Here is a 23,266-nt window from a genome sequence, read left to right as displayed (position 1 = left end):
GTCAGACCTCGCGCAGGCGCGGGTCGACGGCATCGCGCAGGCTGTCGCCGACCAGGTTGAGGACCAGCACCATGGCCAGGATGACGAGGCCGGGGAACAGCGTCAGCCAGGGCGCCTCGTGCAGCAGGTTCAGCCCCTCCAGCATCATGCCGCCCAGCGTCGGCGTCGGCGGGCGGACGCCAAGGCCGAGGAAGCTGAGCGAGGCCTCGATAAGCACGGCGTTGGCCGTCCACAGGGAGGCCATCACCGCCAGCTCGCCCACCACGTTGGGGGTGATGTGGCGGATCATGATGCGCAGGTCCGACCCGCCCACGGTGCGGCAGGCATCGACGAACTCCCGGTGGCTGGTGGCGATCGCCGAGGAGCGGGCGACGCGGGCAAACTTGGGGATCAGGGACACGGATATGGCGGCGATCAGCTCGACCACGCCCGGACCCACCAGAGAGACGATCAGCAGGCAGAGGATCAGGCTGGGAAAGGACAGCAGCACGTCGATGACGCGCGCGACCAGCAGGTCGACGATGCCGCCCTTGAAGCCGGCCCAAATGCCGAGCGCGCCACCGATCACCATGCCGACCAGCGTGGCGCCGAGGCCGACCAGCAGCGAGATGCGCGCGCCCCACAGGATGCGCGAGAGGATGTCGCGGCCGTAGTTGTCGGTGCCGAACCAGTGTGCGGCCGATGGCGGCTCCAGCCGTTCCATCAGGTCCTGGGCGGCCGGCGCGTAGGGGGCGACCAGCGGGGCCGCCACGGCGGCCAGGCAGATCGCGAACAGGGTGACGAACGCCCAGCCGGCCGACCGGTTGGGGGCGACCATGGCGATGGCGGCGCGAAGGGCGGTCATCGCACCTTCACCCGCGGGTCGACCAGGCCATAGACGAGGTCGGTCGCCAGGTTCACGACGACGACGATGAAGCAGTAGACGATCGTCAGCCCCTGCAGCATCACGTAGTCGCGCGAATTGAGCGCGCCGATGATGAGCTTGCCCAGGCCAGGCCGGGTGAAGACGATCTCGGTCACCACCGCATTGCCCATCAGGATGCCGAAATAGAGGCCGGTCACGGTGACGATCGGCAGCAGGGCGTTGCGGCAGGCATGGCGGAAGACGACCGCCTTCTCCGACAGGCCTTTCATCCGCGCGGTGCGGATGTACTGCTCGGGCAGCACCTCCAGCATGGCCGCGCGCGAGGAGCGCGCGACGAAGGCCAGGAAAATGATGCCGAGCGTTACCCCGGGCAGGATCAGGGCCGCGATGCGGCCGCCGATGGTGGCGGTGTCGGGCGCGCTGATCACGGGGAAAAGCGGGATGTAGATGGCGAAGACCAGCAGCAGGCAGATCGCCAGAAAGAAAGGCGGGCAGGACAGGCCGATCAGCGAGCCGAAGCGCGACAGGTAGTCGGGCAGCCGGTTGCGGGCGAGCGCGGCCGCGATCCCGGCCGGCACGCCCAGCAGCACGCCGAAGCCGATGGCGAACACCGTCAGCTCGATCGTGTAGGGCAGCACCTCCAGCACCTCGGCCGTGATGGCGTGGCCCGAGATCATCGACCGGCCGAGGTCGAAGCGCAGGAGCGCGCCGAGGAAACCGACATACTGGGTCAGCAGCGGCTGGTCGAGGCCGAGCCTGGCCCGCAGCGCGACCAGCGCCTGCTCGCTGGCCGCATCGCCCAGGATCGACAGCGCCGGGTCGCCCGGCAGGATGCGCGCCAGAAAGAAGACGACCGACGCCGACAGCAGCATCGTCGGGATCGCCAGCATCAGCCGCTTGGCCACGAAGCGGAGCATGCGCCCGGCCTTCCTGACGCGCCCCGGCCTGCTACTTCAGGACCGTCTGTTCCGTCAGCATCGGCCCGAAGCTGATCGAGGCCTCGAGCTTGTGGCCGAATTCCAGCTTGGTGCTGCGGCCCCATACTTGGTCCTCGTCGAACAGCGGCACGGCGCAGACATTGGCCACGATCTTCTGCTGGGCGGCGTGCCACAGCTCAAGCTGGCGTTTGGGGTCCTGCTCGATGCGGGCGGCGTCGATCTCGCGGTCGGCCACGTCGCAATGGCTGAAGTTCGTCACCGCCGTCGGCTTGCCCGGCGCGCTGGCGGAATGGAAGAACTGGGTCAGGAAGATGTCGGCGACCGGGAAGCGCGCGGCCGTGTAGACGACCATCGCGCTCAGGTTCTGGCGAATCTGGGCGTGCCAGGCGGTGTGCTCCACCAACTGCAGCTCCATGGTGATGCCGGCCTTGGCCAGCTGGGCCTGGAGCAGCTGGTAGGGCTCGACGAAGGAGCGGTTGGAGCCCAGCACCTTGATGGTGATGCCGTTGGGGTGCCCCGCCTCCTTCAAGAGCTGCTTGGACTTCTCGGGATCATAGGCAAAGCGCTCGACCTGGTCAGTGTATCCCAGATAGCCCAGCGGCACGACCGAGGGGTTGGGGCTGACGACGTCGGCGCCGACGAACTTCACGAAGTCCGCCCGGTTGATGGCATGGGCCACGGCGCGGCGGACGCGGATGTCGTCGAACGGCTTCATCGAGGTGTTGAGGTTGATCAGGCGCAGCTCGCCCGGCCCGAAGACCTCGATCGCCAGGCCCGGCGTCGCCTTCATGCGATCGACCCAGCGCTGTTCCTTGCGCCCGTAGAAGAGGTCCAGCTCGCCTGCCCGGAAGGCGAGGTCGCGGCTCTCGTTGGCCGGGATGAAGCGGTAGACGACGCGGTCGACCTTGGGGCGGCCGCGGAAATAGTCGGGGTTGGCCACCAGCGCCACGAACTGCTTGGACCGGTACTCCTCAAGCTGGAAGGGGCCGGTGCCGATCGCCTTGGCGGTGTACTGCCCGGCCGCTTCCTGGTCGGCCTTGCGGCTGACGACGTAGCCGCCGCGCTGGGCGGTGACGAGGCCCAGCAGCGAGGGGACGGGCGTCTTCAGCGTGATCCGCACCGTGCGCGGGTCGACGGCCTCGACCTTGTCGAAGGACGCGAAGTCGCTGGCGAAGGTCGATGTCTTGGGGTCGCCCGCGCGCTTCAGAGAATGGACGACGTCGTCGGCCGTCACCTCGCCATAGCCGCCGTGGAACTTCACGCCCGGCCGCAGGACGAAGGTCCAGACCAGCCCGTCGGGGCTCTTGGTCCAGGATTCGGCGATGTCGGGCTCGATGCGGGTGGGGTCGATGGTGCCGGCCGGGAAACGCACCAGCCCGCCATAGATCCAGGCATGGATCACGTTGTCGATGGTTTGAGCCGACATGTGCGGGTCGAGCGAGCCGATGTCGGCGCCGTGGATGCCGACGCGCACGGTCTGCTGGGGAGACGCCTGCTGGGCGGCGACCGGCGTCGGCTGGAATGTCGCCAGCGCGACGACCGCAGTGGCCATCACTCCCGCGCGCAACGATGCTGCGATCTTCATGTTCCGTCTCCGGATGTTCGGCGTTGAAGCGACCCTGTCCCGACGGAACGTCTTACGCGTCCCCGACCGGTTCCCCATGCAGCCCGGACTCCATCATCCCGCGCAGCACCTCGTGCAGGCGACGCGCCATCGGCCCCGGGCTGCCGTTGCTGATGGTGCGGCCGTTGATGCGGATCAGCGGGCGGACCTCGGCCATGGTGCCGCACTCGAACACTTCGTCGGCGGTCAGCAGGTCGTAGGTCGTCAGCCGGCCCTCGCTGGCCGGGATGCCCAGTTCGCGGCAGATGCCGAGCAGCGTCGACCGCGTGATCCCGCCCAGGATGTGGCCCAGCGCCGGCGTCACCACCGCGCCGTCCTTCACGATGAAGATGTTGCTGCTGTAGGCCTCGGCGACGTAGCCCTCGGCATCCAGCATCAGGGCGGTCTCCGCACCCGCCGCCTGGGCCTCCAGATAGGCCAGGATGTTGTTGATGTAGTTGCAGGTCTTGGCGCGCGAATCGAACCCCGCGGGAGCGACCCGGCGGACCGAGACCACCTGGGCGGTGATGCCGCGGTTCCACTTCTCGCGCCGGCCCTCGATGCTCTCGTGCTGGCACATCACCACGACCGTGGGCGGGCCGAGCTGGGCCATGTTGCGGATGCCGAGCGGGCCGGCGCCGCGGGTGATGATCGGGCGGACGTAACCGTCGCGCAGGCCGTTGCGCCGGGCGGTCTCGACGATGATGTCGCGCAGGGCCTCGGCCGTCATCGGGATCTCGAAGCCCAGATAGCGGACGGAATCGAACAGCCGCTTCAGGTGCTCCTTCAGCAGGAAGACCCGGCCGTTGACGATCTGCAGCCCCTCGAAGGCGCCGTCGCCATAGATGAAGCCATGGTCGAAGACGCTGACCTTGGCCTCGTCCCTGGCCACGAACTGGCCGTTCACATAGACGATATCGCCGATCATGCGCCCTCCGCCTTCCGCCGGACACGGGGTGTCCCGTGGCGGTACTGTGGACGGGTCGTTTCCATTCGGTCAAATATCAAGATCTGCATAGACCATGCAGAATTGGTATGGGGCGGATGGATGAATCTGCGACAGGTCGATGCCTTCCGCGCGGTGATGGACTGCGGCTCCATGACGGCGGCGGCCCGCGTGCTGGGCATCTCGCAGCCCAATGTCAGCCGCCTGATCGGCCAGCTCGAGGCGCGGGTGGGGTTCCGGCTGTTCGAGCGGCAGTCCGGCCGGCTGGTGACGACCGACGACGGCAACGCCTTCCATGCCGAGGTCGAGCGATCCCATGCCGGCCTGCGCCACCTGGAGCAGGCGGCCAGCGACATCAAGGCGTTCAAGCGCGGCCGCCTGCGCATCGTCACCGTGCCGGCGCTGGGCTACGGCTTCCTGCCACGCGCCATCCGCGCCTTCCGCCGCGATCATCCCGACGTCACCATCTCGCTGCAGTTGCGCGGCTCGTCGACGGTTATCCAGTGGGCGGCGGCCCAGCAATGCGACATCGGCATCGCCTCCAACGTGGCCGAGATGGCCGGCATCGACGTCGAGCCGTTCGCCGTGCTGGACGGCGTCTGCGTCCTGCCGCCCGGCCATCCGCTGGCCGGCACCCGCACCATCCGGCCGCGCCACTTGGCCGGGCTCGACTTCGTGTCGCTGGCGCTGGACGACGACGTCCGCGCCCAGATCGACCGGGTGTTCGAGCAGCATGGCGTCGATCGCCTGATGTCGCTGGAAACGCAGTACAGCGCCACCCTCTGCAACCTCGTGGCCGAGGGGCTGGGGGTCAGCATCGTCAACCCGATCGCGCTGCGCGACTTCGCCCATCGCGGGCTGCTGGCGCGGCGCTTCGAGCCCGCGGTCGTCTTCCGCAGCTACCTGCTGATCCCGCGCCACCGCCCGCGCAGCCGGTTGGTCGATTCCTTCCTGGCCGCCACGCGCCAGGTCTACGAGGAGGAGCAGGCCTTCATCCGCGTGGCGCTCAAGGGGCGATAGGGCGGCAGGCCCGGCACCCGCGGCCTACCGCCCGCCGATACCCGTCTGCCCGCCGATGCCCAGGACGCGGTGGATCGCCCTCGTCAGGTCGCTCTCGCGGAACGGCTTTTCCACCACCTCGGCACCCGGGCGAAGCGCCTTCACCCCGGCCACGTCGCCGCTGACGAAGATGTGCGGGATGGGCCCCGCGCGGCAGATGCGATCGACCGCGGCAACCCCGCTGCCGTCGCCGAGCCAGGCATCGACGATCATCAGGTCGGGGCGATGGCGTTCGGCGGCGGCGACCGCTTCGGCCTCCGTCGCTTCCACACCGCAAACCGCATGGCCCAGCCCTTCCAGCATCTCGCTCAGATTGAGGCCGATGACGGCGTCGTCCTCGATGACCAGGATGCGAAGCCCGCTCATCGCCTGACCTCGCCGCCGGCGCCACCCTCGCTCGGTCGGTCGTGGAAACACTGCCCTGGCTGCATGACGGAACTCCGGGATCGCGTGGCGGCAGTCCATCTCGTGCTCGCGACCGGCTGCCATCTATCTGCTGCCTTCTAGGCCTTCGTCATCGTCCCGTGCAGGATCGGAAAATACGCACACGCACGATGCCGCCGTGCGCAAAATACAAACCACATGATTGACAGTGGCGGAAAAAGGGAAGCTAGTGATCACGTCCGCCAGAATCCTGTATTGATCAAATATATCCGGCCACAGAACCCTGATGGCGATTGTGGGCGCTTTCCTGGAAGGGACATGAAGAATGTCCGACACCGCGCGCCATCCAGCGAAATCGGACGGGATTGGCCAGGGGGATAGTCGAACCATTCCCTCCGGCGGCGGTGGACCGACGCCGCAGTTCCTGGTCGTCGGTATCGGCGCGTCGGCCGGCGGCCTCGATGCGTGCCGCAGGCTGGTGGATGGCCTGCCGGCCGACGGCAGCATGACCTTCGTGCTGGTCCAGCACCTCGACCCGACCCATGCCAGCATGATGGTCGACCTCCTCGCCGGCCACACGGCGATGACGGTCGTCCAGGCGGCCGACGGCACGCCGATCGCCCCTGGCCATTTCTACATCATTCCACCCGGCACCTACCTGGCCGTGACGGATGGCGTGCTCCGCCTGTCGGAGCCCGAGCCGCGTCAGGGGCAACGCTTGCCGTTCGACTTCCTGCTGCTGTCGCTGGCGGCGGGATTCGGCGTGCGCGCGGTCGGCGTGGTCCTGTCCGGCACCGGGGCCGACGGCAGCCTGGGGGTGGCGGCGATAAAGAGGAGCGGCGGCCTTGTCATCGCGCAGGACCCGCTCGAGGCCAGCTATGACGGCATGCCGCGCAGCGCCATCGCGACGGGCACGGTCGACCTCGTGCTGCCGGTGGCGGAGATTCCGGGGGCGCTCACGGCCTATCTGCAGCGGACCGGCCTGGATGGCGCCGTCGGGCCAGCCGCTGCCGACGAAGCCGCGGCCGACGAAGCCGGGTCCGACCAGTTGGCCGCGATCGTCGGGCTGCTGCGCACCCGCACGGCCTACGACTTCTCGCTCTACAAGTCGGGCACCTTGCGCCGCCGGACTGAGCGGCGCATGGGCCTGTCGGGTTTCCCGCCGCCGGCCATGGGCGGTTACCTCGACCGGCTGCGCGGCGATGCCGGGGAACTCGACCTGCTGGCGCGGGACCTGCTGATCCACGTCACCGGCTTCTTTCGCGATCCCAAGGTGTTCGAACTGCTGGCCCAGGCGATCATCCCCGGCCTCGTGCGCGACCGGCCGCTCGACCAGCCGCTGCGCATCTGGGTAGCCGGGTGCAGCACCGGCGAGGAGACCTATTCGCTGGCGATCCTCTTCCGGGAGGCGATCGTGGCGGCCGGTCGCAATGTCCGCATCCAGATATTCGCCTCCGACGTTGATCCCGACGCGGTGGCAACCGCGCGCGATGGCCTCTACCCCGCCACGATCGCGGACGAGATGCCGGCCGAGCGGCTGGAGCGCTTCTTCGTCCGCGAAGGGGCTGGATATCGCATCTCGGCGGAACTGCGGGCGACCGTGGTGTTCACCGTGCAGGATGTGCTGGCCGACCCGCCCTTCTCGCGCATCGACCTCGTCTCCTGCCGCAACCTGCTAATCTACCTGCGCGCCGACGCCCAGGCCAAGGTCGTGGCCCTGTTCCACTTCGCGTTGCGCGAGGGCGGGCTGCTGCTGCTCGGCAGCGCCGAGACGGCGGGCCATGTCGACGGCCGGTTCGAGCTGGTGTCCGAGGCCGCGCGGCTCTATCGCCATGTCGGCCGGACGCGGCCGGGCGAGATGCATTTTCCCACGGCGACCGGCGATGTCGTCCGGCCGCTGCGCGCGCGGGCGGCCGACACCGGCGCCGGTCGCCCGGCGGCTCTGGCCGAGCTTTGCCGCCGCCTCGTGCTGGACGGCCATGCCCCGGCCGCCGTCCTGATCGACCGCAAGGGCGACTGCCTCTATTCGCTCGGGCCGACCGACCGCTATTTGCGGGTGGCGCCGGGCCACCCCGTGCACGACCTGCTGTCGATGGCGCGCGACGGCGTGCGCACCAAGCTGCGCTCGGCCATCCAGCGCGCCTGGCAGGAGAACCGGCCCGTTGTGGCCGGTGGCGGGAGAGTCGCCGGGGAAGCCGGGCCGCGGGCCTTCCGCATCGCCATAGAACCGGTCGCGGCCGACGGCGACGACCTGCTGCTGATCTGCTTCATCGAGGAGCCGGCGCCGCCGCGCCGCCGCGGGGCCGCCAGCGATGCCGGCGACGGCCCGCGCGCGGCCGAACTGGAGCAGGAACTGCTCGCGACCCGCACCGAACTCCAGGGCGCCATCCGCAACCTCGAACTGTCGGCCGAGGAACAGAAGGCGATCAACGAGGAGGCGCTTTCGGTCAGCGAGGAGTACCAGGCGACCAATGAGGAACTGCTGGCCTCGAAGGAGGAGTTGCAGTCGCTGAACGAGGAGTTGACCGTCCTGAACGGCCAGCTACAGGAGACGCTGGACCGCCAGCGCATCACCGCCGACGACCTGCAGAACGTGCTCTACAGCACCGACGTGGCGACGCTTTTCCTCGACACCGAGCTGCGCATCCGCTTCTTCACGCCGCCCACCCGGCTGCTTTTCAGCGTCCGCCCCGGCGACGTCGGCCGGCCGCTGGCCGACCTCAGCTCGCTGGCGGAGGACGCGTCGCTGCTGGACGACGCGCGCGCCGTACTGCAAGGCGGCGGCCCGCTGGAGCGCGAGATCACTGCCCAGAGCGGCGCCTGGTATGTCCGCCGCATCCTGCCCTACCGCACCCGCGACGAAAGCGTGAAAGGGGTAGTGATCACCTTCGACGACATCACCGAGCGCCGCCGCGCCGCCGATGCGCTGGAAACCGCGCGCCGCGAGGCGCAGCAGGCCAACATCGCCAAGTCGCGCTTCCTGGCGGCCGCCAGCCATGACCTGCGCCAGCCGTTGCAGACGCTGGCCCTGCTGCAAGGCCTGCTCGCCAAGACGGTGGAGGGGGAGCGGCCGCAGAAGCTGCTGACCCGCGTCGACGAGACGCTGGGCGCCATGTCCGGCATGCTGAACGCGCTCCTGGACATCAACCAGATCGAGGCCGGCACCGTCCGCGCCGACGTCACGACCTTCCCCATCGACGACCTGCTGGAGCGCCTGCGGGGCGAATTCACCTACCACGCCCAGGCCCAGCGGCTGGAGCTGCGCGTCGTCCGCTCGGGCCTGCTGATCCGCAGCGACCTGCGCCTGCTGGAACAGATGGTGCGCAACCTGATGGCCAACGCCTTGAAGTACACCAAGCGCGGGCGGGTCCTGATCGGTTGCCGGCGCCGCGAGGGCATGGCGCGCATCGAGGTCTGGGATACCGGCATCGGCATCCCGGGCGAGGAACTCCAGGCGATCTTCGAGGAGTACCACCAGCTCGACAACGACGCACGCCAGCGCAGCCGCGGCCTTGGGCTCGGCCTGTCGATCGTGCAGCGGCTGGGGACCTTGCTCGGCCACCGCATCCGGGTGCGATCGAATCCCGGGCGGGGCTCGGTCTTCTCGGTCGAGGTCGGCCTGGCTCCGGCCGGTGCCGCCGTCGAGGCCGGCAGGAAGGTCGCGGACGCCGTCACCGCGGCACAGCGTACTGGCATGATCCTGGTCGTCGAGGACGATCCGGAACTGCGCGAGGCACTTGAACTGCTGCTGGCCGAAGAAGGGCACCGCGCGGCCCTTGCCGTCGACGGTCCGGCAGCCCTGGAACTGATCGCCCGTGGCGCCTTCCGGCCGGACCTGATCCTGGCCGACTACAACCTGCCCAATGGCATGGACGGCCTCCAGGTGGCGGCCAGGGTGCGCGAGCGGCTCCGCCGGCCGGTCCCGGTGGTGATCCTGACCGGGGACATCTCGACCGACACCCTGCGTGAGATTGCCCGGGCCAACTGCGTGCAGCTCACCAAGCCGGTGAAGCTGAAGGAGCTGATGGACGTGCTCCAGCATCTCCTGCCGGCTCCCCTGTCCCTGTCCCTGTCCCTGTCCCAGGCGCAGCCCCTGCCAGCGGACCGCGAAAGGCGGCCGGTCGTCTTCGTCGTCGACGACGACCGCAACGTCCGCGAGGCCCTGCGCAGCGTGCTGGAGGAGGACGGCTTCCTGGTCGAGGACTACGAGGCCGGTGAGCTCTTCCTCTCGGCCTATCGCCCGGGCCGCGAGGCGTGCCTGCTGGTCGATGCCCACATGCCGGGCATGGACGGGCTGGAACTGCTGCGCCGGCTCGCCGCCGCCGGCCATCGGCTGCCCGCGATCATGGTAACCGGCAACAGCGACGTCGCGATCGCGGTGCAGGCGATGCAGTCTGGTGCGATCGACTTCATCGAGAAGCCGATCGGCCGCACCGAGCTGCTGGCCAGCGTCGCCCGCGCGCTGGAACAGGCGCGCGACAGCGGCAAGCGGGCCGCCTGGCAGGCGGATGCCACGGCCCGCATCGGCCTGCTGACCCCGCGCCAGCGCCAGATCATGGACCTGGTCCTGGCCGGTCATCCCAGCAAGAATATCGCGGCCGAGCTCGGCCTCAGCCGGCGCACCGTCGAAACCCATCGCGCCGCGATCCTGGACCGTACCGGTGCCCGGTCGCTGGCGGGATTGGCCCGGCTGGCGCTGACCGCGGCCGATCCGGCGTGACAGGGTGCCCCGTCAGGCGGTGACGCTGACCTCGACCGTCATGCCCGCAAACGCGTCGGCGGTGCCGGCATAGCTGCCGGCGACCGGCATCGCCTGGCGGATGTCGCGGGCGACTGCGACCGGGATCAGGTTGAAGCCGCCGACCCGGCGGTTGGTCGGGTCGAAGGCGATCCAGCCCGCCCCCGGCAGGTAGATCTCGGTCCAGGCATGGGTCGAGCCGGCGCCGGCCGACCCTTTCTGGTCCTGCAGCGGGTCGTAGAGATAGCCCGACACGATGCGGGCGCCAAAGCCCAGGCTGCGCGCGGCCTCTGCCAACAGCACGGCCAAGTCGCGGCACGACCCCCAGCCGCGATCGAGCGTGCGCGTCGGCCATTGCGTGCCTTCCTCGTCGCGGCTCTGGTAGCCGATCCAAGCCGACACCCCCTCGGCCAGGTCGCGCAACAGCGCCAGCGTGTCGGTGGGCTCGGCGCGCACGAAGCCGCGCGCCCAGGTGCCGACCCGGCCGGCCGGGTCGGGATATTGCGGCACGGCCATCGCCCCCAGGTCGATCCGCTCGTCGTCGGGATAGGCGAAGGGATAGGTCAGCGCCACGGCGGCGATGTCGAACACCGGCCAGGCCACTGCATCCAGCTCCAGCTCGGCCACCGCGTCGATCACCAGATGCTCGACCGGGGCGGCAAAGCGGGCCGTCGCCACCGCATTGCCGACGACGTCCTGGGTCCAGGTCAGGGTGGCGGCCGGCGTCAGCGTCACCGTGCTCGACCGCAGGCGCAGCTCGCGGCTTTCGCGCGGGCGCAGGAGCAGGCGGTGCGGCGCCAGCTGCACGGGCTGGCGATAGCGGAAGCTCGTGCGATGCCGCACCGTAAGCAGGGTCAATCCGGCCTCCTGGTAAAAATCCGGTCGATACTGGATGAATATATAAAGTTGTCTTGTCGAATAACGCCCACGGGTCCATAATAATTTGGTCGATCGACCCGGCCGGTGACTTCGTGTCTGTGTCGGGAATATTTCCGGCAGGATGCGGTTCGGGGTCGACGTTCACCATGAAATGGCGGCGATTCCTTCCTGTCCCGGTTCGGTGACGGAAAGGGCTGAACATGGCATTTCGGACCACGGAAACCGCGGTCACCTTCCGGCATCCGTTCCGCCTCAGCGTGTTCGACGGGACCCAGCCCGCCGGCACCTATCGGCTCGTGGTCGACGAGGAGCGGCTGGAGGGCCTGTCCTTCAGCGCTTTCCAGCGCACGGCGACGATGCTGCATACGCCGGCCCTGCCGGTGGCGGGCGCGGCCGCTCCGCGGGGAATCGAACAGGTCTTTCCCGTCGACCCGGCCGAACTGGCCCAGGCGCTGGAGGCCGATGCCGGCATCTGATCCGGCCGGAAAGGCGCGAATGCACCCCATCCTCCGCCGGCTTCTCGGCCGCGGTCCCCCGTTGCCGCCCTGGGCCGACCATGATCCGGTTCGCCAGGAAATCTTCGGCGTCGAGCGGCTGGAACAGCATGCCGAAAGCCTGGCGGCGGCCCAGCCGGTCACCCGCCGGCCGCCGTCGGTGCTGTCGCTGCAGAAGCGGCTCGACGACAATGCCGTGGTGCTGCTGGCGGCCTATCGGGCCGGGGCTGCCGACCTGGAGGCCGGCCACGCGGTCGTGCCGGCGGCCGAATGGCTGCTCGACAACTATCACCTGGTCGAGGAGCAGATTCGCGAGATCCGCGACGACCTGCCACCCGGCTACTATCGCCAGCTACCCAAGCTGGCCGCGGGGCCGTTCGCGGGCTATCCGCGGGTGTTTGGCCTGGCCTGGGCCTTCGTTGCCCACACCGACAGCCATTTCGATCCCGACACGCTCCGCCGCTTCATCGCGGCCTACCAGCGCGTCCAGCCGCTGACGATCGGCGAGCTGTGGGCCGTCGCCATCACGCTGCGCATCGTCCTGGTCGAGAACCTGCGCCGGCTGGCCGACCAGATCACGGTAGGGCGCGACGAGCGCGGCGATGCCAACCTGCTGGCCGACCGGCTGCTGCTCGCCGGACAGGCGCGGACGATGCTGGATGCCGATATCGCCGCCCGCCCGGCCGGCCCCCTGTCGGAGCTGTTCGCGGCCCAGCTTGCCCGGCGCCTGCGCGACCAGGACCCGCGCGAGATGCCGGCCCTGGCCTGGTTGGACGAGCGGCTGGCCCGCCAGGGCACCAGCGTCGAGCTGGTGGTGCAGCATGCCCAGCAGCGTCAGGGCGCCTCCAACCTCACCGTGCGCAACGTCATCAACAGCATGCGGCTGATCTCGGACATCGACTGGGCCGGCTTGTTCGAGAGCGTCAGCCTTGTCGACGCGCGGCTGGCCCAGGGCAGTGGCTTCGCGGCGATGGATTTCCCTACCCGCAACCTCTATCGCAGCGCCATCGAGCAGCTTGCCCGCGGCTCCGGCCGATCGGAGCTGGCGGTCGCCGACGCCGCCCTGGCGGCGGCCCGCCACGCTGCCGCGGCTGACCCGGCCCAGGCCGGGCGGCTCGGCGACCCCGGCCACCATCTGATCGCGGCGGGGCGCTTGGCGCTGGAGCGCACCATCGGCTTCCGCCCGCCGCCGCGGGTGCGGCTCAACCGCCTGCAGATCCGCCTCGGCATCGGCTTCTATGCCGGCGCGATCCTGCTGGCGACCCTGGCGCTGCTGCTGTTGGCTGCCTGGGCGCTGGCCACGGCCGGGGTGACGACCGGGTGGCTTGCGGCCTGGATCGTCGCGGGGCTGCTGCCGGCGACGGGGGCAGCGGCCGCCATCGTCGATCGCGCGGTCACCAGCGGCTTCGGTGCCATGACCTTGCCGGGCCTGGAGCTGGCGGATGGCGTCCCAACGGACCTGCGCACGCTGGTGGCGGTGCCGACGCTGCTGACCAGCGAGGCCGACCTGCTGGAGCAGATCGAACGGCTGGAGGTCCACCACCTGGCCGGCGCCGGCGGCGACCTGTCCTTCGCGCTCCTGTCGGACGGGGTCGATGCCGACCAGGAGGTGGTGGACGGCGACGCCCGCCTGCTGGCCGTCGCGGCGGCCGCGATCGCGCGCCTGAACCGGCGGCATGGGCCGGGGCCGGGCGGCGATCGCTTCCTGCTGCTGCATCGCCGTCGCCAGTTCAATCCCGGCGAGAACCGCTGGATGGGGTGGGAGCGCAAGCGCGGCAAGCTGCACGAGCTGAACCGCCTGCTGCGCGGCCATGGCGACACCAGTTTCGTGGCGATCGACGGGCAGGCGCCCCGCGTGCCGCCCGACGTGCGCTACGTCATCACGCTCGATGCCGACACGAGGCTGCCGCGCGACGCGGCGGCCCGCCTGATCGGCAAGATGGGCCATCCCCTCAACCGCGCCCGGCTCGACCCCGCGGCGCAGCGGGTGGTCGACGGCTATGGCGTGCTGCAGCCGCGCGTCACCCCCTCGCTGCCGATCGGGCGCGAGGGCTCGCTCTACCAGCGCATCTTCTCCGGACCGGGCGGCATGGACCCCTATGCGGCGGCCGTCTCCGACGTCTACCAGGACCTGTTCGGCGAGGGGTCGTACACCGGCAAGGGCATCTACGACGTCGACGCGTTCGAGGCGGCGCTTGCCGGCCGCGTGCCGGAGAACGCGATGCTCAGCCACGACCTGTTCGAGGGCGTGTTCGCCCGTGCGGGCCTGGCATCGGATGTCGAGGTGGTGGAGGAGTTCCCGTCGCGCTACGACGTGGCCGCCCGCCGACAGCATCGCTGGATCCGCGGCGACTGGCAGCTTCTGCCCTGGTTGACCCGGCGAGGAACGGGGCCTGGCGCCCTGCCGGCGATCGGCCGCTGGAAGATGCTGGACAATCTGCGGCGCTCGCTGTTGGCGCCGGCGATCCTGGCCGCGCTCGGCCTGGGCTGGCTGCTGCCGCCGGCCGCGGCTGCGATCGCGACCCTGCTGCTGCTGGCGGCGATCGCCATCCCGACCTTCCTGCCGATCCTATTTGCGCCGTTCCCGCCGCGCCCGGGCATCCGTGTCGGCAGCCACGTGCGCGCGCTGAGCGCCGACCTGCGGCGCGCGGGGATGCAGACGTTGCTGACGGTGGCCTTCCTGCCCGACCAGGCATGGCGTACCGGCGATGCCGTAGGGCGTACCCTGGCGCGGCTCTACCGCACGCGCCGCCACCTGCTGGAATGGCGGACCGCGGCCGATACCGCCGGCCGTCCCCGGCTCGGCATCCGCGGCTTCTACCTGGACATGGCGGGCGGCACCGGGCTCGGCCTGGCGACGGCGGCGGGCGCGCTGGTGCTGGCGCCGGCATCCTGGCCGGTCATCCTGCCCGTGGCGGCCCTGTTCCTGGCCGCGCCCGCGATCGCGGCCTGGTCCAGCCGGTCGCCGCCCGCGGCGGGGCGCCTGGCGCCCGCGGACCCGGATGCCCTGGAGCTGCGGCTCGTGGCGCGGCGCACCTGGCGCTTCTTCGAGACCTTCGTGACCGCGGCCGACAGCATGCTGCCGCCGGACAATTTCCAGGAGGACCCGCGGCCGGTCGTCGCCCACCGTACCTCGCCCACCAACATGGGCCTCTTCCTCCTGTCGGCCGTGGCCGCCCGCGACTTCGGCTGGGCCGGCACGGCCGAGACGGTGGAGCGGCTGGAAGCGACGCTGGCGACGATGCAGCGGATGACCCGGTTCCGGGGGCATTTCTTCAACTGGTACGACACGACCGACCTGCGCGCGCTCGACCCGGCCTATGTCTCGGCGGTCGACAGCGGCAACCTGGCCGGCCACCTGATCGTGCTGGCCAACGCCTGCGAGGGCTGGGTCGCAGCACCCCCCGCGCCGACCGCGCGCCAGGGGCTGGCCGATGCGCTGGCGCTGGCGCGTGCGGCGCTCGACACGCTCCCGGCGGGGGGCGAGGCGTCCGGGCGGATCGCTGCCATCTTCGACGAGATCCGGCTGCTGCCGGACGGCGGCACCCCCTGGCCGATGATCCAGCGCCTGGCCGAGAAGGCCGGGCGCCTGGCGCCCGCCATGCTGTCGGCCGATACCGGCGAGCGCTCGGCCGACCTTGCCTTCTGGATCGAGGCAATACGCCGCGGGGCGGCCGAGCATGGCGGCGACCGGGCGCGCCAGGCGGGCGTGCTCGACCATCGGCTGGCGGCGCTGGCCGCGCAGGCGCGCGCGCTGGCGCTGGGGATGGACTTCGCCTTCCTGCTCGATCCCGACCGCAAGCTGCTGTCGATCGGCTATTCGGTCGCCGACCAGCGCCTCGATACGAGCTGCTACGACCTGCTGGCGTCCGAGGCGCGCCTGGCCAGCCTGTTCGCGATTGCCAAGGGCGACCTGCCGACGCGGCACTGGTTCCGCCTCGGCCGGGCGGCGACGCCGCTCGGCACGGGTTCGGCCCTGATCTCGTGGTCGGGCTCGATGTTCGAGTACCTGATGCCGTCGCTGGTCATGCGGGCGCCCGCCGGCAGCCTGCTGGACCAGACCAACCGCCTGATCGTCGCCCGCCAGCAGGAATACGGGCGCCAGCTCGGCATCCCCTGGGGCGTCTCGGAATCCGCCTACAACGCCCGCGACCTGGAGTTCACCTATCAGTATTCCAACTTCGGCATCCCCGGCCTCGGCCTGAAGCGCGGCCTGTCGGAGGAGGTGGTGATCGCCCCCTACGCCACCGGACTTGCCACCATGGTCGACCCGCACGGCGCCCTGCGGAACTTCGCGCATCTGGCGGCGATGGGTGCCAGCGGCCGGTATGGCTTCTACGAGGCGCTGGATTTCACCCGCTCGCGGCTGCCGGACGGGCAGACCGTCGCCATCGTGCGCGGCTTCATGGCCCATCACCAGGGCATGACCATCGTCGCCATCGCCAACGCCCTGCAGCACGGCCGGATGCGCGACCGCTTCCACCACGAGCCGATGATCCAGGCGAGCGAGCTGCTGCTGCAGGAACGCATGCCGCGCGACGTCGCCGTCGCCCACCCCCGCGCGGAGGAGGTGAAGGCGTCGGCCGCCGCCGACGGCGCCGGCTCGCCGCCGGCCGTGCGCCGGGTGACGCCGTCGGCCGCGGCCGCACCGGTCACCCACCTGCTGTCGAACGGGCGCTATGCGGTGATGCTGACGGCGGCCGGTGCCGGCTACAGCCGCTGGCGCGACATCGCCATCACCCGCTGGCGCGAGGATGCGACGCGCGACGACTGGGGCTCGTTCGTCTTCCTGCGCGATATGCAGGGCGGCCGAGTGTGGTCGGCCGGGCGCCAGCCCGTGGCCGATCCGGCCGAGCATGAGGAGGTGGTCTTCGGCGAGGACCATGCCGAGTTCATCCGCCGCGACGGCAGCCTGACCACCACCATGGAGGTACTGGTCTCGGGCGAGGATGACGGCGAGGTCCGCCGCGTCACCCTGGCCAATGGCGGGCGCCGCTCGTGCCGGGTCGAGCTTACCTCCTATGCCGAGCTGGTGCTGGCGAGTGCTGCCGCCGACAACACCCACCCGGCTTTCGCCAAGCTCTTCGTCGAGACCGAGTACCTGCCGGAATATGGGGCGCTGGTGGCGACGCGCCGGCCTCGCGCACCCGAGGAGGCGCGGGTGTGGGTCGCGCACTTCGCCGTCGTCGAGGGCGGCATCGCGGCCGATCCCCAGTACGAGACCGACCGGGCCCGCTTCATCGGCCGCGGGCGGACCATCGCCGATGCCGCGGCCGTGGACGGCGACCAGCCGCTGTCGAACACGGTCGGCACCGTGCTGGACGCCGTCCTGTCGTTGCGCCACGCCGTGACGGTGGCCCCCGGGCGGCTGGTCCGCGTCGCGTTCTGGACGATGGTCGCCCCCACCCGGCCGGCGCTGCTCGACCTGGTCGACCGCCACCACGACCGCCACGCCTTCGACCGGGCGCGGACGCTGGCCTGGACCCAGGCCCAGGTGCAGCTCCGCGACCTCGGCGTCGACAGCGACGAGGCGGCGGACTTCCAGACCCTGGCCGCGCCGATCCTCTATGCCGACCGCCGGTTTCGCGCGCCGTCGGACGCCATCGTCCGCGGCGCCGGCCTCCAGTCGGGCCTGTGGCCGCACGGCATCTCCGGCGACCTGCCGATCGTCCTGCTGCGCATCGACGACATCGAGGACATCGCCCAACTGCGCCAGCTCCTGCGTGCGCACGAATACTGGCGGATGAAGCGGCTGGGGGTCGATCTCGTCATCGTCAACGAGCGCGCCTCGTCCTACGTGCAGGATCTCCAGATCGCGATCGAGACGGCCGTGCGCAGCAGCCGGTCGCGGCCCGGTCCTGGCGGCGATCTGGCCAAGGGCGGCGTCTATGCCCTGCGCGCCGACCTGATGACGGTGGAGGCTCGCGCCCTGCTCCAGTCGGTCGCCCGCGTGGCGCTGGTGGCCCGGCGCGGCAGCATCGCCGAGCAGCTGGCCCGAATGCCGCCGGCGCCGTTCCAGCCGGTGGCCGATGGCCGGCAGATCTCAGCATCGGCACCAGCCCCGGCGCCGGTCGTCGCCCCGCCGGACCCGGGTGACCTCGAATTCTTCAACGGCCTCGGCGGCTTCGACCGGGATGGCCGGGAATACGTCACCATCCTGGCGGCAGGCCAGGTGACGCCGGCACCCTGGATCAACGTCATCGCCAACACCGGCTTCGGATTCCAGGTCTCGACCGACGGTAGCGGCCATTGCTGGGCCGAGAACAGCCGCGAGAACCAGCTCACCCCCTGGTCGAACGACCCGGTTTCCGATCCGGCCGGCGAGGCGATCTACGTCCGCGACGAGGTGTCAGGCAGCCTGTGGACGGCGACCGCGCTGCCGATCCGCGACGGCGGCACCTATGTCGCCCGCCATGGCTTCGGCTACAGCCGTTTCGCCCACATGGCCGACGGCATCGCGCTCGACCTGCTGCAGTTCGTGCCGGTGGCCGACCCGATCCGCATCTCCCGCCTGACGCTGCGCAACGATTCCGGCCGGCCGCGGCGGCTGTCGGTGACCGCCTATTCGGAATGGGTGCTGGGGGCCTGGCGCGGGGCGACGGCCGCCTTCGTCGCGACCACGATCGACGCCGGCACGGGCGCCATGCTGGCGCGCAACCCCTGGAACGTCACTTTCCCCGGCCGGGTCGCCTTTGCCGACATGGCCGGCCGGCAGACCGCCTGGACCGCCGACCGGGCGGAGTTCCTGGGCCGCCATGGCAGCCTGGCGGCGCCGGCCGCCCTGCTGCTCCAGGCGGGGGCGCTGTCGGGCACCACCGGTGCCGGCCTCGACCCCTGCACGGCCTTGCAGCAGGTGGTCGAGCTGGCGCCGGGCGAGACGGTGGAAATCGTGTGCTTCCTGGGCCAGGCCGCCTCGGTCGAGGCCGTGGATGCCCTGGTCCGGCACTATCGCCAGGCGGACCTGGATGCGGTCTTCGCCGCTGTCGTCGACCATTGGCGCGGGCTGCTGGGTGCGGTCCAGGTACGCACGCCGGACCGGGCGATGGACCTGCTGCTGAACGGCTGGCTGCTGTACCAGACCATTGCCTGCCGCATCCGCGCGCGTGCCGGCTTCTACCAGGCGAGCGGTGCCTACGGCTTCCGCGACCAGCTCCAGGACGGCATGGCGCTCACCTTCGCCATGCCCGACGAGACGCGGCGCCACCTGCTGCGCGCGGCCGCCCGGCAGTTCGTCGAGGGCGACGTGCAGCATTGGTGGCTGCCGCATTCGGGGCAGGGGGTGCGCACGCGGATTTCCGACGACCGGGTGTGGCTGTCCTATGCGACCGCCACCTACGTCGCCACCTCCGGCGACCTGGGCGTGCTGGACGAGGTCGTGCCCTTCCTGGACGGGCCGGTGCTGGCGCCGGGCGAGCATGACGCCTTCTTCCAGCCGATGCTGGCCGACGAGACCGCATCCCTCTTCGAGCATTGCGCCCGTGGCCTCGACCAGTGCCTGGAACTGACCGGCGCCAACGGGCTGCCGCTGATCGGCACCGGCGACTGGAACGACGGCATGAACCGGGTGGGCGAGCATGGCCGGGGCGAGAGCGTCTGGCTCGGCTGGCTGCTGGTGCGGACGGTGGCGATGTTCGCGCCGCTGGCCGACGCCCGCGATCCGGTGCGGGCGGGGCGCTGGCGGGCGCATGCCGCCGCCGTGACGGCGGCCCTGGAACGCACCGCCTGGGACGGCCAGTGGTATCGCCGCGCCACCTTCGACGACGGTACCTGGCTGGGCGCGCAATCGAGCCCGGCATGCCGGATCGATTCGATCGCCCAGTCCTGGGCCGTGCTCTCGGGTGCGGCCGACCCGGCGCGGGCGGCCACCGCCATGGCCTCGCTGGAAAGCGAGCTGGTACGGCGCCAGGATGGCCTGGCGCTGCTCTTCACCCCGCCCTTCGACCAGCCGGAGCGCGACCCCGGCTATATCGGCGGCTACCCGCCCGGCCTGCGCGAGAATGGCGGGCAGTACAGCCATGCCGCCATGTGGGCGGTGATGGCGCTGGCCCGCATGGGGGCGGGCGAACGGGCCGTCGCGCTCTTCGGCCTGCTCAATCCCATCAACCACGCCCGCACGCCGGCCGACGCCGCACGCTACAAGGTGGAGCCCTATGTCGTCGCGGCCGACGTCTATTCGGTCGCCCCCCATGTCGGCCGGGGCGGCTGGACCTGGTACACGGGCGCGGCCGGCTGGATGTACCGCGCCGGCATCGAGGGCATCCTCGGCATCCGCCGCGAGGGCGGTTTCCTGGTGATCGACCCCAGCATCCCGCCATCATGGCCGGGATTCCAGGCGACAGTGACGGTGGGCGCTACCCGCTACGACATAGAGGTGGAGACCGCGGCCGTCGGCGAGCCCTCGACCATGCGCCTGGACGACGCACCGGCGGAAGCGGTCGAGGGCCTGCTCCGTGTCGCCCTCGACGGGCGGGCGCACCGGCTTTGGCTATCCCTTGGGCGGGCGACCTAGAGCCCGGCCTGTGCCTTGCGGACATGGCCGGCGATCAGGTCGGCCGAGGCGGCGGCGTGGGTGGCGATCATGAAATGCGCGGCGCCTTCGATCGTGGCGAGGCCGGCGCCGGGGATGGATCGGGCCACCAGTGCTGCCAGATGCCGCATCGCCGGGTGGGTGGTGCCGCCGCAGACGACCAGGGTCGGGATCGCGATGGCGGCCAGCGTCGCGGCCGACAGGGTGCAGGCATAAGCGCTCCGCCAGTCGAGGATGTTCACCGGCGTCGTCCGCACGGCATAGTCGCGCACCCGCTGCGGCCAGGATGCGAAGGTGCCGGCGCCGCCATAAAAGTCGATCATCCCCGCGATGGCGTCCGTGTCCCCGCCCTCGAAGGCGGCGAAATAGTCGGCCGTCATCCGGTGAAAGGACTGGTAGGCGTCCGCCGCACCGCTCGTCCGCAGCAGTTCGACCCCCGGCGGCTCCATGACGACGAGACTGGCCAGGGGCACCCGGCCGCGTAGTGCCACCGTCAGCGCCACCAGCCCGCCGAAGGAATGCCCGACCAGATGCACGGGAGCGCCCGCGCGGCGCACGACCGCTTCCAGCATCGCCGCCTCGTGGTCGATGGAGCCGTCGTCCGGGGTTCGGCGCTCGGCGGTGCCGCCATAGCCCAGCAGGCTCGTGGTCACGCTGCGGAACCGGCCGTCCCAGCCGGCGATCGTCGGCCGCCACGCGGCCCCGGTGCTGCAGGATCCCGGCACCAGCACGAGGGTCGGGCCGCTGCCGCTCTCGTCATAGTCGATCGGCCCCAGCGCGTCTTCGATCATGTCCGGCACCTTTCGATCCGACGGTCCCGGCGGGACTATAGCCGTTTGCCAGCGGCGGCAACCGGCGCCAATGCGGCCTCCGCCAGTGCCAGGGCCGTCGCCCGTGCCACCGCCTCGTCGCCGGCAGGGGGCAGCGGGTCATGCGTGCGCCGCATCGCCATCCAGGCCAGCATCTCGATCACCGCGCGCGAGGCAGCCTCCGCGTCCAGGTCGCGGCGGGCGTGACCGGCGGCTGCTAGCCGGGCGATCGCCGCAGCAAAGCGGCCGAGGGCCGGTGCGCGCCAAGCCTGACCATAGGTCTCGGCCATGTCGGGCAGTTCCGGCGATAGCCGGTCGAGCAGCAGGACCAGCCGGCGTTCCCGGGCCAACAGGTCGTAGACCTCGGCCAGCAGGCGAGCCAACGTTTCCGGTCCCATCGGGCCGCCGTCCGCAACGGCCGCCAGACGCGGCAGCGCCAGCCGTTGGCCCAGCGCCCCCCGCAGGGTCGCGGCCATGTCGGCGCCGGCCGGCAGGGCGGCTTCGCCCGGCAGGTCGAGCCTAGCCGCCGCGCGAATGGCCAGGTCGAGCAGGGCCTGCTTGTCGGCGGCGTAGAGATAGATCGTCCCGGTCGCGACCCCGGCCTCGGCCGCGACATCGGCCACCTGGGCAAGCCGCCAGCCCTGGCGGGTGAAGACCCGCACCGCCGCCTCGGCGACGGCAGCCAGCCGGCCCTGTGGCCGCCGTCGGCCACGACCGCTTGCTGGCGCCGGGCGAATCATGAATGAATCATTCATTCTATAATTCTAGGTGGCCCATGCCGACCTCGTCCAGCCTCCGGCGCCACGACGTGGACAATCTGCGCGCCGTGGCCGTGCTGCTTCTGATCCCATTTCATACCGCGCGGCTCTTCGATGGCCAGCCCTGGCACATGAAGGATGCGACGGCGCCCTATTGGCTGGCCGAGTTCACGCTGCGGCTGATCGGGCTGTGGCAGATGCCGCTGCTGTTCCTGCTGGCGGGAATGGCGGCGGCCTGGGCGCTCGAGCGGCGCGGCCCGCGCGCCTTCCTGCACGCGCGGGCCGCCCGCCTGCTGCTGCCGCTCGCCTTCGGCATGCTCGTCCTGGTGCCGCCGCAGGTCTGGGTGGAACGGGCCACGCCGCAGGCACCGTTGCGGCAGAGCCCGATCGACTTCGCCGGCGGCTATCCCGAGTTCCTGTCCCATGCGCTGGAGTGCTGCTATCCGGCGGGTAACCTCTCCTGGCACCATCTCTGGTTCCTGCCCTACCTGTTCGCCTATGCCGTCGCTATCGCGGCTCTGGCGCGGACGACGGCATGGCCGGCGCTGGCGCGCCGCGTGGCGACGGCACCCTGGCTGCTGTTGCCGGCGGGCATGGTCCTGGTTGCCATCGAACTTGCGTTGCGGCCCGCCTTTCCCAGCACGCACGACCTGGTCACCGATTGGGGCGACCACGCGCACTACCTGTTCCTGGTCCTCTTTGGTTGGTGGCTGGCTCGCCACCCGGGCCTGGACTTGGCGTCAAGGTCGATCCGACACGCCGCCACGCTGGCGGCGGGCGCCGGGCTGTTGCTCTGGCTGGCATCCATGCCTGCCGCCCGCGGCGGGCTCGGCCTCTTCGACCTGCCATGGGCGGCGCGCCATGGGCTGCGCATCGCCACGGAATGGCTGGTCCTGCTGGCGATGCTGGGCCAGGCGCGGCGCTGGCTCGACCGGCCGCTACCGGGGTTGGCAGCCTTCGCGCCGCTGTCGCTCGCCTTCTACATGCTTCACCAGACGATCATCGTGCTGCTGGGCTGGGCGTGGTTCGGCTGGTCCGGCCAGCCGTTGACCAAGGCCCTGGCGGTCGGCGCTGCAGCGCTGCTGCTGTCGCTGGCCGGGGCGGCGCTGGTGGCGCGCGCTGGCTGGCTGCGACCGCTGTTCGGCATGCCGCGGCGACCAGCAGCCGGCCGCGGCTGAACGGCGGGGCCGACCATCGGCATCGTCAATCGCCTCGATCCAAAACATGAATTTGCCGGTGCGCGCCATGGCCGCCGACAATGGCGAA

The 23,266-nt window shown here is 70.8% G+C and carries 13 protein-coding genes; 5 read left to right on the top strand and 8 right to left on the bottom strand.

Annotation, left to right across the window (positions count from 1 at the left end; all coding sequences use genetic code 11):
• Position 1 precedes the first annotated feature (1 nt).
• From STVA_RS23380 to ilvE, 4 genes are read right to left on the bottom strand one after another with little or no spacing between them, the layout of a single operon-like run.
• Positions 2 to 844 (bottom strand): ABC transporter permease, encoded by an 843-nt coding sequence (locus tag STVA_RS23380; RefSeq protein WP_123692604.1) that lies wholly within the window; start codon positions 842 to 844, stop codon positions 2 to 4.
• Positions 841 to 1,782 (bottom strand): ABC transporter permease, encoded by a 942-nt coding sequence (locus STVA_RS23375; RefSeq protein ID WP_123692601.1) that lies wholly within the window; start codon positions 1,780 to 1,782, stop codon positions 841 to 843. Before STVA_RS23375 ends, STVA_RS23380 begins: the two co-directional genes overlap by 4 nt.
• Positions 1,783 to 1,813: 31 nt before the next feature.
• Positions 1,814 to 3,388 (bottom strand): ABC transporter substrate-binding protein, encoded by a 1,575-nt coding sequence (locus STVA_RS23370; protein ID WP_245978425.1) that lies wholly within the window; start codon positions 3,386 to 3,388, stop codon positions 1,814 to 1,816.
• 52 nt (positions 3,389 to 3,440) lie between these two features.
• A complete protein-coding gene (gene ilvE, locus STVA_RS23365) occupies positions 3,441 to 4,334 on the bottom strand; it encodes a branched-chain-amino-acid transaminase (RefSeq protein ID WP_123692597.1) in 894 nt (297 codons plus the stop codon).
• A gap of 120 nt (positions 4,335 to 4,454) precedes the next feature.
• Between ilvE and STVA_RS23360 the strand changes: the two genes are divergently transcribed.
• Positions 4,455 to 5,372 carry a LysR substrate-binding domain-containing protein gene (locus STVA_RS23360; RefSeq protein ID WP_123692595.1) on the top strand — a complete coding sequence of 306 codons (918 nt, stop codon included), beginning with the start codon at positions 4,455 to 4,457 and terminating at the stop codon, positions 5,370 to 5,372.
• A gap of 24 nt (positions 5,373 to 5,396) precedes the next feature.
• On the opposite strand, the gene STVA_RS23355 is transcribed toward STVA_RS23360, so the two are convergent.
• On the bottom strand, positions 5,397 to 5,777 hold the full coding sequence (locus STVA_RS23355) for a response regulator (protein WP_123692593.1): 381 nt from the start codon (positions 5,775 to 5,777) through the stop codon (positions 5,397 to 5,399).
• A 343-nt stretch (positions 5,778 to 6,120) separates the two neighbouring features.
• Here STVA_RS23355 and STVA_RS23350 point away from each other — a divergent pair, with 343 nt between their 5' ends.
• On the top strand, positions 6,121 to 10,515 hold the full coding sequence (locus STVA_RS23350; RefSeq protein WP_123692591.1) for a chemotaxis protein CheB: 4,395 nt from the start codon (positions 6,121 to 6,123) through the stop codon (positions 10,513 to 10,515).
• 12 nt (positions 10,516 to 10,527) lie between these two features.
• Here the strand turns inward: STVA_RS23350 and STVA_RS23345 are convergent, their stop codons facing one another.
• Positions 10,528 to 11,391 carry a transglutaminase family protein gene (locus STVA_RS23345; RefSeq protein ID WP_123692589.1) on the bottom strand — a complete coding sequence of 288 codons (864 nt, stop codon included), beginning with the start codon at positions 11,389 to 11,391 and terminating at the stop codon, positions 10,528 to 10,530.
• Between the two features lie 221 nt (positions 11,392 to 11,612).
• Here STVA_RS23345 and STVA_RS23340 point away from each other — a divergent pair, with 221 nt between their 5' ends.
• Together STVA_RS23340 and STVA_RS23335 are read left to right on the top strand one after the other, a co-directional pair.
• Positions 11,613 to 11,888 carry a hypothetical protein gene (locus STVA_RS23340; protein ID WP_123692587.1) on the top strand — a complete coding sequence of 92 codons (276 nt, stop codon included), beginning with the start codon at positions 11,613 to 11,615 and terminating at the stop codon, positions 11,886 to 11,888.
• A gap of 19 nt (positions 11,889 to 11,907) precedes the next feature.
• Positions 11,908 to 20,415 (top strand): GH36-type glycosyl hydrolase domain-containing protein, encoded by an 8,508-nt coding sequence (locus STVA_RS23335; protein ID WP_123692585.1) that lies wholly within the window; start codon positions 11,908 to 11,910, stop codon positions 20,413 to 20,415.
• On the opposite strand, the gene STVA_RS23330 is transcribed toward STVA_RS23335, so the two are convergent.
• Positions 20,412 to 21,224: an alpha/beta fold hydrolase gene (locus STVA_RS23330; protein WP_123692583.1), complete on the bottom strand. Its 813-nt coding sequence runs from the start codon at positions 21,222 to 21,224 to the stop codon at positions 20,412 to 20,414. The two genes, STVA_RS23335 and STVA_RS23330, sit on opposite strands and share 4 nt — an antisense overlap.
• A gap of 35 nt (positions 21,225 to 21,259) precedes the next feature.
• Positions 21,260 to 21,997, bottom strand: coding sequence for a helix-turn-helix domain-containing protein (locus STVA_RS23325; RefSeq protein ID WP_123692581.1), 738 nt, complete (start codon positions 21,995 to 21,997; stop codon positions 21,260 to 21,262).
• Between the two features lie 53 nt (positions 21,998 to 22,050).
• On the opposite strand from STVA_RS23325, the gene STVA_RS23320 reads away from it, so the two are divergent.
• Positions 22,051 to 23,178, top strand: a complete 1,128-nt coding sequence (locus STVA_RS23320; RefSeq protein ID WP_170216597.1) for an acyltransferase family protein — start codon at positions 22,051 to 22,053, stop codon at positions 23,176 to 23,178.
• Positions 23,179 to 23,266 lie beyond the last annotated feature (88 nt).

Origin of the sequence: Stella humosa, assembly GCF_006738645.1 — a bacterium.
In the GTDB taxonomy this organism is placed as follows: domain Bacteria; phylum Pseudomonadota; class Alphaproteobacteria; order ATCC43930; family Allostellaceae; genus Allostella; species Allostella humosa.
This window is presented reverse-complemented; position numbering and strand designations above follow the sequence as displayed.

Coding starts and splice junctions, on each gene's coding strand:
- STVA_RS23380 (WP_123692604.1), bottom strand. CDS start 844: ATGACCGCCCTTCGCGCCGCCATCGCCATGGTCGCCCCCAACCGGTCG.
- STVA_RS23375 (WP_123692601.1), bottom strand. CDS start 1,782: ATGCTCCGCTTCGTGGCCAAGCGGCTGATGCTGGCGATCCCGACGATG.
- STVA_RS23370 (WP_245978425.1), bottom strand. CDS start 3,388: ATGAAGATCGCAGCATCGTTGCGCGCGGGAGTGATGGCCACTGCGGTC.
- ilvE (WP_123692597.1), bottom strand. CDS start 4,334: ATGATCGGCGATATCGTCTATGTGAACGGCCAGTTCGTGGCCAGGGAC.
- STVA_RS23360 (WP_123692595.1), top strand. CDS start 4,455: ATGAATCTGCGACAGGTCGATGCCTTCCGCGCGGTGATGGACTGCGGC.
- STVA_RS23355 (WP_123692593.1), bottom strand. CDS start 5,777: ATGAGCGGGCTTCGCATCCTGGTCATCGAGGACGACGCCGTCATCGGC.
- STVA_RS23350 (WP_123692591.1), top strand. CDS start 6,121: ATGTCCGACACCGCGCGCCATCCAGCGAAATCGGACGGGATTGGCCAG.
- STVA_RS23340 (WP_123692587.1), top strand. CDS start 11,613: ATGGCATTTCGGACCACGGAAACCGCGGTCACCTTCCGGCATCCGTTC.
- STVA_RS23335 (WP_123692585.1), top strand. CDS start 11,908: ATGCACCCCATCCTCCGCCGGCTTCTCGGCCGCGGTCCCCCGTTGCCG.
- STVA_RS23330 (WP_123692583.1), bottom strand. CDS start 21,224: ATGATCGAAGACGCGCTGGGGCCGATCGACTATGACGAGAGCGGCAGC.
- STVA_RS23325 (WP_123692581.1), bottom strand. CDS start 21,997: ATGAATGATTCATTCATGATTCGCCCGGCGCCAGCAAGCGGTCGTGGC.